Source organism: Gallibacterium faecale (genome assembly GCF_027920745.1).
Classification (GTDB): Bacteria; Pseudomonadota; Gammaproteobacteria; order Enterobacterales; family Pasteurellaceae; genus Gallibacterium; species Gallibacterium faecale.
The window spans coordinates 1-12,358 of the sequence record NZ_JAQIBB010000093.1; the positions used below are offsets into that span (position 1 = coordinate 1).

Sequence of the window (12,358 nt, forward strand, 5' to 3'; positions counted from 1 at the left end):
ATCCCACTATCAGCATAAGAATCAAATAATTTTTCATATACAATATCTAATGCATCGATACTTTTATATCGGAAAATTTCACCTTCTTTGATAAAAGAACTATTATAGGAGATATCTATAATATCTGTTTTTAATTTTTCTTTCAAAATCACTGAATATTCAGAAAACTCTCGTGCCAACATAGTTTCCAACAAATGATACACTTGTGATCGACTCTTAATATCAATATTACCTTCAATTAATTCTTTAAATTGTTGTAATGAATCAATATATATTTTTTTGAAATTTTCATCCATTTCTGAAAATTTACTAATATCAGTCAGCATATATGTCGATCTATTTAACACTAATGATCTTAAATCTAAAACAGCATTATCATTCCTTATTTTAAAAATATTATTTCCTGTTTCTTGATAAATATATTGAACAAACTCATTTAATGCTGTGAGTTTCTGAGCAATTTTTTCTTGCATTAAACTATCTTTTTCTATTTCTTGCTTAGTTAAATGATATGAACTAAACAAATAATGTTCTCTTAACTTCTCATGATAATATCTTTCAAAAGGATTCTCTTTGGCATTAAAGTCAAAATATCCATCTTCAATAAAATTATTATAAATATGGACATTAATACAATACTCTAAACCTTCCTTCTCTTTCTCTTTGACTTTTTTTGCAAAAAATTTTTTCACTTTAGGATCTGAAATAACCATTTCAAACCCTTGACTGTCAAAAATCATATTCGGATTCATTCCAATACTTTTTGCCATCAAAATACCTGATTTAAAACGTCTCGTGTAATGTGCATTATCATAAGTAGAGTTAACACTATCGCAGTCTGCAACATAAAGATTTGCTCGAAATAATTCCTTCATACAATCACCAATTATTGGAACGTTATGAGCTTAGTAGAGTAAGTTCAGAGATTAATTCCTTAATCGCAAACAAGCTTACAAAGGAATTTATTTAATTCTAGATAAAACGATTTATCAATTATCTGGCTGATAGCAAAACAATATCAGATCTTTGCATAATTAGATAAGAATTGATGGGAATTTTATTAAAAATGTGATCGAAATCTACCCAATATTCAAACAATATTGGGTAGTAATAAAAAAGAACTATTTTTTACATTGAGTTTCTAAGAATTTAACTGCTAAATCAGGAAAATCGGTAAATAATCCTGTTGCCCCTGCTTTGTTATATAACGCATCATACATTTCATTGACATCTTTCATATATTTAGGCAATGCGTCCTTACGTACAGTATAAGGATGTAACTCTAATTTCTGTTTAGCAATATCTTGTACCATCGGGGTATATTTAATATTACCTAATGTTGATTTCTCATCATCAACTAACATATACCAACCTGGTCCAACTCCATCCGCATATTTAGCAACTTCCGCCATTGCACCCGGTTTAAACATCCAGTCATAACTATAATTTACCCATTTACCTTGCGCATTTTTTTCTTCTGTTTCATGCCAATCGGTATAAGCAATTAATTGTACTAATTTAAGATCCATACCCAATTTTGGCTCTAGCTCTGTCTTAATTCGTTTTAACTCATTAAAATCAAAGGTTTGCAGGTAAACACGATCATTTTTACTGGTATAACCATATTTCTTCAATACCTTTAATGTTGCTAAAGCAATATCTTTACCCTCTTGATGGTGTAACCATGGTGCTTTAATTTCTGGATAGATACCAATTTTTTTACCTGTTGATTTCTCTAGCCCTTGAATAAATTCAATTTCTTCTTCAAAGGTATGGATTTTAAAATTAGATTTCCACATAGGGAAACGATCTGGATACACTTGGACTTGCTTACCATTTTCTATTTTAAAATTTTCAGTCATATTCAGACTTTTAATTTCAGCTAAAGTGAAATCCATTACATAATATTTGCCATCCTTACGATGACGGTTCGGAAATTTTTTCGCCACATCAGTCAAACCATCTAAGAAGTGATCGTGAATCACAACTAAATGGTTATCTTTGGTCATCACTAAGTCTTGTTCTAAATAATCTGCCTGTTGTCCAAATGCTAATGCTTTAGACTCTAAAGTATGTTCTGGAATATAACCACTCGCACCACGATGAGCGATGACCAGTTTTTCTTCACATAACACAGCTTTCTGTGTAGTAGCTTGTGTTGCACATCCAGCTAACACGCCAGCACTCATTAATGCCATAATCAGAGTTTTTAATTTCATCTGTTTTCTCCTCTAAATGGTAGATACAAAAAAGGCGATAACTTTAATTATCGCCTTTGTTAGAAGTATTAATTACCGTAACGATCTTCACGAGCAATTTTCGCTTTGTGTTTACCCTCTTCAATCATTGTGATTAACATTAAGACACAAGCTAATACTGAGCCACCGACCATAATATAGAAACCGCCGTCCCAGCCATATGTATCTGCTGCCCAACCAATAACCGCACTTGCTGCTACTGTACCACCAAGGTAACCAAATAATCCTGTGAAGCCTGCTGAGGTACCAGCTGCTTTTTTCGGTGCTAATTCAAGTGCATGCAAACCAATCAACATAACAGGACCATAGATAAGGAAACCAATAGTCGTCATCATAATAAAGTCAGTTAATTGATAAGGGTTTTTATACCAAGGTAAGTTAGCATATTGTGCTAATTCTTCTTGTGGTGTTGCTGGGTTTAACCAGAATACAACAACCGCAATCGTTACTAACACCATAAATACGAAACCAGTTAAGCCACGTTTACCTTTGAACACTTTGTCAGATACCCAACCACAAAGTAATGTACCTGGAATTGCCGCAAATTCATAAATTGCATACGCTGAAGCAGTACCTTTAATATCGAAGTGTTTAACTTCACCAAGGTAAACTGGAGACCATTTCAAAATACCGTAACGAATGAGATATACAAACACGTTCGCAATCGCGATGTACCAAAGCAAACGGTTTTTCAATACGTAGGTAATAAAGATATCCTTAGTGCTGAGATTATGTTCATACGTTTTTTCATCATAATCTTCTGGATAGTCATTTTTATATTTTTCAATTGGTGGTAAACCACAAGATTGCGGTGTATCTTTCATCACAAAGAAAATAATCACTGCTGCAACCATTGCTGCAATACCTGGGTAATACAACGCTTCTTGCCATACATGACCAAAGGTTACTTTCGCAACTTCTGGGTGATTTGCAGCATAAATTGAACTTGCAATACCGACTAACACCGCTGGCATCATACCACCTAAGTTATGTGCCGTATTCCAAATAGAAACGATTGTTCCACGCTCTTTCTTTGACCACCAATGCACCATAGTACGACCACAAGGAGGCCATCCCATACCTTGGAACCAACCATTGATAAACAAAATCACGAACATAATTAAAATGCCAGATGTTGCCCATGGAATTAATCCCATTAGGGTCATACATAACCCAGAAAGCGCCAAACCAAATGGTAAGAACATTTTTGGATTAGAACGGTCAGAAATAGCTGCCATAAAGAATTTTGATAAACCGTATGATAAACCTGGTGCAATCCCAATAATACCAAGTTCGGTTTTAGTATACATTCCTGCTTCAATTAATCCTTTTTGAGCTAAATCGAAATTACTACGAACAAAGTAATAAGCTGCATAACCAAAGAAAATACCAAAAAATACTTGCCAACGTAACCGACGATACGTTGGATCAATTTGTGCTTCTGGAAGCATTGGCTTCTCAGGAGCAGGTTTCAAAAAACCAAACATAAGTAATCCTCCAATTTTTTATTATAAAGACTCAAAAGACTTCATGCGTAAAATAGCACAAAAACATAGGGTTGTTATCTAGATGATTTATTATTTGTGAGCGTTATCACAAAGAATTTTGATTTTTTATTTTCTTATGTTCAAATTTGAGTTTAAAAAATCAAAAAAACGAACATAAAAAAGATAAAATTAGCGTTAGTAGAAATTTTTTAATGACAATTTACTATGGAATAGGTAGAAAAATAGGCTAAACTCAGTTTAGCCTATTCAAAAGAGATGATTATTTTAGCGTTTTTGATAATTGTAGAAGATATTGTTTAAATTCATCGCCTAATTTTGGATGATGTAAACTATACTCAACAAATGCTTGCATATAACCAATCTTATCGCCACAGTCAAAAGTTCTACCTTTCATCGTAAAAGCTTCAACTGTTTCTTGTTTAATTAACAGATCGATAGCATCCGTTAACTGAATTTCATCACCAACCCCAACCGGCGTTCTTGCAAGCAGCTCCCAAATTCCAGCTGAGAATACATAACGACCAACTACCGCATAATTAGATGGTGCAGTTTCAACACTCGGTTTTTCAACAATATTATGAATTACTGCATTTTCGTTTGTATTTAAATCAACATCACCACAATCCACAATGCCGTAACTAGAGACATCTTCTTGTGCCACTGGCGCTACCATAATTTGGCTAGCTTGTGTTTCATTAAAACGTTTGATCATTGCAGCTAAATTTTCTGTTTTTTGATCAGCGGTAAACTCAGCTAAAATCACATCTGGTAAAACCACCGCAAATGGTTCGTTACCAACTAATGCTTGCCCACACAATACCGCGTGTCCTAATCCTTTTGCATAACCTTGACGCACGTGCATAATGGTTACATCTTTCGGACAAATTGAACGAACTTCTTCCAATAATTGACGTTTTACCCGTTTTTCTAACATCGTTTCTAATTCAAACGAAGTATCAAAATGGTTCTCTATCGCATTTTTTGAAGAATGTGTTACTAAAACAATCTCTTTAATGCCAGCAGCCACACACTCATTCACGATATATTGAATTAATGGTTTGTCCGCAATAGTTAGCATCTCTTTTGGAATTGCTTTGGTTGCTGGCAGCATTCTGGTTCCCAAACCTGCAACAGGGATAATTGCTTTCATTCTTTTTCCTTTTATTTTCAACCACTAGATACAAATAACCGCACAAATGTGCGGTTATCCTACCTCTCCCATTCGGGAAAATCGATTACTGACGTAACAAAGCTAAAACTTCAGCTGTTTTTTCTTCCATTAATGCTTTATTACCACGAGTTTCTAAGTTCAAACGTACAACAGGTTCTGTATTAGAAGAACGCAAATTGAAACGCCAATCTGGGTATTCAATGCTGATACCATCTAAATCACTCACACTTACTGCACCTGGTGCATAAGCATTTTTCACTCGTTCAATGGCAACTTTCGCATCTGCCAATTTACTATTGATTTCACCTGGTGATGGGAAAGTTTCTACACTATTACCCACTAACTCGCCTAAGGTTTTTCCTGTTGTACAGAGTAATTCTGTCACTAATAACCACGGAATCATACCACTATCACAATAGAAGAAATCACGGAAATAGTGGTGCGCACTCATCTCTCCACCATAAACCGCATCTACACTACGCATTTTTTCTTTAATGAAAGAGTGACCTGATTTAGACATTACTGCTTCACCGCCATTCTCTGCTACAATTTTTTCTGTATTCCAGATTAAACGTGGATCATAGATAATTTTGGCACCAGGCATTTTTTGTAAGAATGCTTGAGATAATAGGCCTACGATATAGTAACCTTCTATAAATTCTCCTTTTTCATCAAACAGGAAACAACGGTCAAAGTCACCATCAAATGCCACGCCCATATCTGCTTTATGTTTTAAAACAGCGTCAATCGTATCTTGGCGATTTTCATGTAAAAGTGGGTTAGGAATACCATGAGGGAAAGTACCATCAGGATCATTATGAACTTTAATAAATTCTACTGGTACTTGTTTTTGTTTAAATACCGCTTCAATCTTATCAATAATTGGACCAGCGGCACCATTACCTGAGTTAATCACTAACTTTAATGGTTTTAACTTACTTAAATCAATATAAGAAAGAAGATGCGCTACATAGTCATCCACGACTGAAATTTGTTTATATTCACCACGTTTGGTAACTTCAGGGAAATTATTTTCCTCAGCTAAACGCTGAATATCTTTTAAACCTGTATCACTACTAATTGGACGAGAACCCTCACGTACAAGTTTCAAACCATTATAATCCATTGGATTATGGCTTGCTGTAACCTCGATTCCGCCATCGGTTTTTAAAAATGAGGTTGCAAAATAGATCTCTTCTGTCCCAGTTTGCCCAAGATCAATAACATCTACTCCTGAATCTAATAATCCATTTGTTACAGCACTCTTTAGCTCTTTACTTGTCAGGCGAACATCTCCACCAACAACAATACTTTTCGGTTTTAAAAATTGCCCAAAAGCACGTCCGATTCGATAAGCTATATCTGCATTTAACTCTTCGCCTAATTTTCCTCGAATATCATAGGCTTTAAAGCAGGTTATTTTCTCCATGTTGTACCTCATTTTATGTTGTCAAAATTATTCTTTGTCTTGCTCTTTTAATTTCGCTTCTTTTACCTTGTGGTAAATTTCTTCACGATAAATAGCCACATCCTTTGGTGCATCAACGCCAATTTTGACTTGGTTGCCTCGTATCTCTAACACACTGATTGTAATATCATCACCGATTAATAATTTCTCATCCATTTTTCGAGTTAGAATTAACATAATTCACTCCTTTTCCTGTATTAATATTAGCGAAATTTATCAATCTCTACTTTCAGATAGGTTCATCGCACGAGGATGCCACCTCCTTAATAGAGGTGGACTAACTTATAGCTTATCCGCTAACCAACTTTGCGCAAAGGCTAATGCTTCGTTTAATTTTTCAGGCTCATTACCACCAGCCATTGCCATATCTGGTCTGCCACCGCCTTTACCCCCAACAAATTGAGCAAGTAAATTAACTAATTCCCCTGCTTTTACTTTGCTGGTTACATCTTGGGTAACGCCAACAATAAGATTGACTTTTTCATCTTGTGTTGCACCAAAAACAATAACAGCGGAACCAAGTCGATTTTTCAAATCATCTACCATTAGGCGTAATGATTTTGGTTCAACACCATTTACTGCTTCAATGACTACTTTAACACCATTCAATTCTTGCGCTTGTTGCGCTAGATCAGAAACTGCTTGAACGGCAGATTTTTCTTTGAGTTGTTGCAGCTCTTTCTCTAATTTTTTCGCTCTATCTTGTAATTGTTGAATTTTTTCTACAACTGATGCGACATCAGATTTCAACAAATCTGCACTTTGTGTTAATAATGCTTGTTGAGCTAATACGGCATTAAATGCTTCTTCACCAGTTACAGCTTCGATACGGCGAGTTCCCGCAGCAATCGCACTTTCTGAAACAATCTTGAAGAAACCAATATCACCTGTTCGTTTTACATGGATCCCGCCACAAAGTTCAACTGAGAAATCCCCCATAGTAATCACACGAACCTCATCACCATATTTCTCACCAAATAGTGCCATCGCACCTTTTGCTTTTGCCGATTCAATATCTATAACTTCTACTGTTACTGGATGATTTGCGCGCACTTGTTCGTTAACTAAACGCTCAATCTCTGCAAGTTGAGCCTTAGTAATTGCTTCTGGTTGTGAGAAATCAAAGCGTAATACTTTGTCAGAAACCAATGAACCTTTTTGGGCAACATGTGTACCTAATACTTGACGTAATGCAGCATGTAACAAGTGAGTTGCAGAGTGATTCAAAGATGTTGCTTGACGACGTTTTGCATCAACAATCGCATTTAATGTCTGACCAACTTTAATCTGACCTTTTTCTAATTCACCAATATGTCCAAAAACCTGACCATATTTTTGAGTATCTTTTACTTGGAATAAAACATCTGCACTTTCTAATACACCGCTATCTCCAATTTGACCGCCTGATTCAGCATAGAATGGGGTATTTTCTAGAATAATTACGGCACTTTGTCCTGCATTAACTTCTTCAACCTGTTTTCCATCAATGAAGATTGCAGAAACTTTAGCGAGACTTTCAACTTCATGATAACCTTCAAATGCGGTTGTTCCTTCAACACGAATCAAATTATTGTAGTCCATACCAAATTGGCTTGCCGCTTGTGCACGCTCACGCTGTGCATCCATTTCACGATTAAAGCCTTCTTCATCAATCGTAATATTACGTTCACGACAAACATCCGCCGTTAAATCAAGAGGGAAACCATAGGTATCATAAAGCTTAAATGCCACTTCTCCAGAAAGCACACTTCCATTTAATCCAGCAAGCTCAGAATCTAACAACGCTAAACCACGCTCTAATGTTCTCGCAAATTGTTCTTCTTCTAAACGTAATAATTTTTCTATATGCGCTTGTTTTTCTTTAATAATCTCACCAGCCTGAGCCATCACTTCGATCAAGGTTGGGACTAATTTATAGAAGAATGTTTCTTTTGCGCCTAATAGGTGACCATGACGTACTGCACGGCGAATAATACGACGCAATACATAACCACGACCTTCATTAGATGGATATACACCATCAGCAATCAGATATGCACAAGAACGAATATGGTCAGAAATCACACGAAGAGATTTATTATTTAAATCTTTCTCACCTGTAATTTCTGCCGCTTTAGCAATTAATACTTTAAAAATATCAATATCATAGTTTGAGTTTACGTGTTGCAAGACAGCACTAATTCGTTCTAATCCCATTCCTGTATCGACAGATGGTTTTGGCAATTTTTCCATTGTTCCATCTGCAAGGCGGTTATATTGCATAAATACCACGTTCCAGATCTCAATATAGCGATCGCCATCTTCTTCTGGTGAGCCTGGAGGACCTCCCCAAATATGATCACCATGATCATAGAAAATTTCTGTACACGGACCGCATGGACCTGTATCACCCATTTGCCAGAAGTTATCAGAAGCATAAGGTGCACCTTTATTATCCCCAATACGAATAATACGTTCTGCTGGTACGCCTACTTCCTTATGCCAAATATCATAAGCTTCATCATCAGTTTCATAGACAGTTACCCATAATTTTTCTTTTGGTAACCCTAACCATTGTGCTGAGGTCAAAAACTCCCACGCATAATGAATTGCATCTTTCTTAAAATAATCACCGAAACTAAAGTTACCTAACATTTCAAAGAAAGTATGGTGACGTGCGGTATATCCAACATTTTCAAGATCGTTATGCTTACCACCAGCTCTCACACAACGTTGTGCTGTGGTTGCACGATGATAAGCACGTTTATCAACACCTAAGAAAACATCTTTAAATTGATTCATCCCAGCATTAGTAAATAACAATGTCGGGTCGTTTTCTGGCACTAATGAACTACTCGCAACAATTTGGTGTCCTTTGCTATGAAAGAAATCTAAATAAGCTTGTCTAATTTCTGCCGTTGTTTTCATAAAAATCCTATTAGTTTTAAAAGAAGAATTTTCTTTTATATGTCCTACAAATTTTCACGACATCTTAAAAAAGAAAAGAGAGGGGAAATTTGTATTTTACCGATAAAATAAACGGTGCTTATTCTTGCATATTTTTCTATTTTATTGAATGTAGAATAGGCATTTTCAGAGAAAATTCTTACTTTATACTAAGCGGAAACAAATTTAATCTCGTTATCATCTTGCTAAAAACTACTCAATATGAGTTATCTTAACCCAATATGATGCACAATTTAGTGCGTTACCTCTCAAAATTAAGATTTTTTTCTATAAAAATACCTACTTTTTCAAAATTTTAGCGTTTACTAGTCCGAAAAGAACCTTGCCAACGCTCTGCATCTGGATATGCAATCCCTAAAGAATCTAACATTTTCGTTGTTTGTTGACGGATTAACTCATCTATCGATTGCGGCGGATGATAAAACGCAGGAATAGGGGGAATAATATGAGCTCCCAACTTTGCTAATTTAGTTAAATTTTCTAGATGGATCACACTTAAAGGGGTTTCTCTCGGCACAATAATTAATTTACGTTGTTCTTTTAAGGTTACATCTGCCGTCCTACCAATTAAACTGTCATGAAAACCGCACGCAATTCCAGCAACTGTTTTCATACTTGCAGGCACAATCACCATTGCATCAATTAAATAAGAGCCTGATGCAATAGTCGCTGCCATATCATGATTTGCATAATGATAATCCATTAGATCATAGAGATCAGATAATCCCATTGTCGTTTCAATACGTAAATTTTCCCGAGCCCATTGGCTTACAACTCCGTGAATTTCTACATCAATCTTTAACTGGCGTAATGTTTGTAATAGATCGATTGCATAAACGATACCAGATGCCCCAGAAATCCCAACAATAATTCGTTTTGTCATTATTTTCTCCAAGCGAATTTTGCTTTATTGCTCCACATATCATAGCAAATAAATATAAAAACCACCGTTGTTATAGCGATTCCCATACTGTTTGCTAAATACTTCAACAAATTTTAGACTTTTTCATCTTTTTTGAGAATCAACTATTGATTTAATTCATTTTATAGAGTAATTAATTAAGCCTTATCAAAAAAACACAGCATTTATTTCAAAATTAACTAATGAGGGTATAACAATGAAAAAAGTCGGTTTTATCGGTTGGCGTGGTATGGTGGGTTCAGTATTAATGGACCGTATGCAACAAGAACAAGATTTTGCCAATATTGCACCAACATTCTTTACTACCTCACAAGCAGGTCAACCAGCGCCAACCTTTGCGGGAAAAGATGCAGGCGTTCTTCTTAATGCTTATGATCTTGATGCATTAAAACAACAAGAAATTATTGTTACTTGTCAAGGTGGGGATTACACCAATGAAGTATATCCTAAATTACGTGCTACTGGTTGGGACGGCTACTGGGTAGATGCAGCTTCTGCACTACGTATGGAAAAAGATGCCATTATCGTGCTTGACCCAGTCAATCAACATGTAATCGATAAAGGCTTAAAAGACGGGATTAAAACTTATGTAGGCGGTAACTGTACAGTAAGTTTAATGTTAATGGCTTTAGGCGGTCTATTTGAACGTGATCTTGTTGAATGGGTTTCAGTTGCAACTTATCAAGCAGCAAGTGGCGCAGGTGCTAAAAATATGCGTGAATTATTAGTGCAAATGGGACAACTTCATGGCGTTGTTGAAGCGGAACTCAAAGATCCTGCTTCTTCAATTTTAGATATTGAACGTGCTGTTACTGCAAAAATGCGTGCAGATGACTTCCCAACTGATAACTTTGGCGCAGCATTAGGCGGTAGCTTAATTCCTTGGATTGATAAACTTCTAGAAAGTGGTCAAACCAAAGAAGAATGGAAAGGCTATGCTGAAACTAACAAAATTCTTGGTTTATCTGAAAACCCAGTTCCTATTGATGGTCTATGTGTACGTATCGGTGCATTACGCTGCCACAGCCAAGCATTTACTATCAAAATGAAGAAAGACTTACCTTTAGCAGAAATTGAACAAATTCTAGCTTCTCACAATGAGTGGGTCAAAGTTATTCCAAATGATAAAGAAACTACATTACGTGAATTAACACCGGCGAAAGTAACAGGCACTTTAAGCGTACCAGTAGGTCGTTTACGTAAACTCAATATGGGACCTGAATATCTAGCGGCTTTCACCGTAGGTGACCAATTACTTTGGGGGGCAGCAGAACCAATTCGCCGTATCTTAAAACAATTAGTTGCTTAATCATTTTTATTGTTTCTAGCTCGCTCACTAAGGGCGAGCTTTTTATTTTATTCACTTATGACAGAAAATATTGAAATACATCCATTATCTCCGTTTCTACCACCTAACGCTAAAATGCTGATGTTAGGCAGTTTCCCACCACCGAAATATCGTTGGAAAATGAACTTTTACTACCCTAATTTTCAAAACGATATGTGGCGTATCTATGGATTAGTCTTTTTTAATAATAAAGATTATTTTTTGAATGAAGATAAAACTGCCTTTGATCAGCCTAGGATCGAACAGTTTTTACAAGAAAAAGGTATTGCTGTCTTTGATAGCGGCTACAAAATTTTCCGCCAACAAGGTAACGCTTCCGATAAATTTTTACAAATTATTGAACCTGTGGATATTGCTAAACTCTTAAGCAAAATTCCTCATTGTCATACAATTATGACCGCTGGCGAGAAAGCAACTGAAACATTACTTTCTTTATTACCGAATAAAATTGATACCCCTGCTACTGGAGAGAGTTGCCAATTCGAGATCAATAACCAACTATATCGGTTATACCGTTTACCCTCTTCTTCACGGGCTTACCCACTCGCCCTCAATAAAAAAGCCGAAATTTATCGGCAGTTTTTTATTAAAATTGAGTTAAAATAGATTTTTTCTTTTATTGAGGATAGACAAATGTATTGTAAAAATTGCGGACATTCATTAGCGGAAGAACAAAACTATTGTAGTCATTGTGGTAAAATGCAGAAGAGCCTAGCAACAACTGATTCTTTTACCCC

Annotated in this window: 11 protein-coding genes; 3 read left to right on the forward strand and 8 right to left on the reverse strand. The window is 35.8% G+C overall.

Going from position 1 to position 12,358, the window contains the following annotated elements:
* The 8 genes from PF272_RS10375 to PF272_RS10410 all read right to left on the reverse strand — a co-directional run.
* On the reverse strand, positions 1-875 hold an 875-nt coding region (locus PF272_RS10375; protein ID WP_271142695.1), incomplete at its 3' end, for a hypothetical protein.
* A gap of 246 nt (positions 876-1,121) precedes the next feature.
* Complete coding sequence (gene glpQ, locus PF272_RS10380) at positions 1,122-2,219, reverse strand: glycerophosphodiester phosphodiesterase (RefSeq protein WP_271142696.1); 1,098 nt, start codon at positions 2,217-2,219, stop codon at positions 1,122-1,124.
* A 68-nt stretch (positions 2,220-2,287) separates the two neighbouring features.
* A complete protein-coding gene (gene glpT, locus PF272_RS10385; protein ID WP_271142697.1) occupies positions 2,288-3,745 on the reverse strand; it encodes a glycerol-3-phosphate transporter in 1,458 nt (485 codons plus the stop codon).
* A gap of 280 nt (positions 3,746-4,025) precedes the next feature.
* Positions 4,026-4,916 carry a UTP--glucose-1-phosphate uridylyltransferase GalU gene (gene galU, locus PF272_RS10390; protein WP_271142698.1) on the reverse strand — a complete coding sequence of 297 codons (891 nt, stop codon included), beginning with the start codon at positions 4,914-4,916 and terminating at the stop codon, positions 4,026-4,028.
* A gap of 85 nt (positions 4,917-5,001) precedes the next feature.
* On the reverse strand, positions 5,002-6,366 hold the full coding sequence (locus PF272_RS10395; RefSeq protein ID WP_065234163.1) for a phosphohexomutase domain-containing protein: 1,365 nt from the start codon (positions 6,364-6,366) through the stop codon (positions 5,002-5,004).
* Positions 6,367-6,393: 27 nt separating this feature from the next.
* Entirely contained in the window at positions 6,394-6,582 is a 189-nt protein-coding gene (gene csrA / locus PF272_RS10400; protein WP_065234162.1) for a carbon storage regulator CsrA, read from the reverse strand.
* Between the two features lie 105 nt (positions 6,583-6,687).
* Positions 6,688-9,312, reverse strand: a complete 2,625-nt coding sequence (alaS, locus tag PF272_RS10405; RefSeq protein WP_271142699.1) for an alanine--tRNA ligase — start codon at positions 9,310-9,312, stop codon at positions 6,688-6,690.
* Between the two features lie 334 nt (positions 9,313-9,646).
* On the reverse strand, positions 9,647-10,234 hold the full coding sequence (locus PF272_RS10410; protein WP_271142700.1) for a UbiX family flavin prenyltransferase: 588 nt from the start codon (positions 10,232-10,234) through the stop codon (positions 9,647-9,649).
* Positions 10,235-10,469: 235 nt separating this feature from the next.
* On the opposite strand from PF272_RS10410, the gene asd reads away from it, so the two are divergent.
* The 3 genes from asd to PF272_RS13025 all read left to right on the forward strand — a co-directional run.
* Positions 10,470-11,582, forward strand: a complete 1,113-nt coding sequence (asd, locus tag PF272_RS10415; RefSeq protein WP_271142701.1) for an aspartate-semialdehyde dehydrogenase — start codon at positions 10,470-10,472, stop codon at positions 11,580-11,582.
* A gap of 57 nt (positions 11,583-11,639) precedes the next feature.
* Positions 11,640-12,227 carry a uracil-DNA glycosylase family protein gene (locus tag PF272_RS10420; protein WP_271142702.1) on the forward strand — a complete coding sequence of 196 codons (588 nt, stop codon included), beginning with the start codon at positions 11,640-11,642 and terminating at the stop codon, positions 12,225-12,227.
* A gap of 27 nt (positions 12,228-12,254) precedes the next feature.
* On the forward strand, positions 12,255-12,358 hold a 104-nt coding region (locus PF272_RS13025), incomplete at its 3' end, for a zinc-ribbon domain-containing protein (protein WP_413789452.1).

Bases quoted from the DNA above. Each gene is read 5' to 3' on its own strand.
- csrA (WP_065234162.1), bottom strand. From the start codon at position 6,582: ATGTTAATTCTAACTCGAAAAATGGATGAGAAATTATTAATCGGTGAT.
- glpQ (WP_271142696.1), bottom strand. From the start codon at position 2,219: ATGAAATTAAAAACTCTGATTATGGCATTAATGAGTGCTGGCGTGTTA.
- asd (WP_271142701.1), top strand. From the start codon at position 10,470: ATGAAAAAAGTCGGTTTTATCGGTTGGCGTGGTATGGTGGGTTCAGTA.
- PF272_RS10395 (WP_065234163.1), bottom strand. From the start codon at position 6,366: ATGGAGAAAATAACCTGCTTTAAAGCCTATGATATTCGAGGAAAATTA.
- galU (WP_271142698.1), bottom strand. From the start codon at position 4,916: ATGAAAGCAATTATCCCTGTTGCAGGTTTGGGAACCAGAATGCTGCCA.
- PF272_RS10410 (WP_271142700.1), bottom strand. From the start codon at position 10,234: ATGACAAAACGAATTATTGTTGGGATTTCTGGGGCATCTGGTATCGTT.
- alaS (WP_271142699.1), bottom strand. From the start codon at position 9,312: ATGAAAACAACGGCAGAAATTAGACAAGCTTATTTAGATTTCTTTCAT.
- glpT (WP_271142697.1), bottom strand. From the start codon at position 3,745: ATGTTTGGTTTTTTGAAACCTGCTCCTGAGAAGCCAATGCTTCCAGAA.
- PF272_RS10420 (WP_271142702.1), top strand. From the start codon at position 11,640: ATGACAGAAAATATTGAAATACATCCATTATCTCCGTTTCTACCACCT.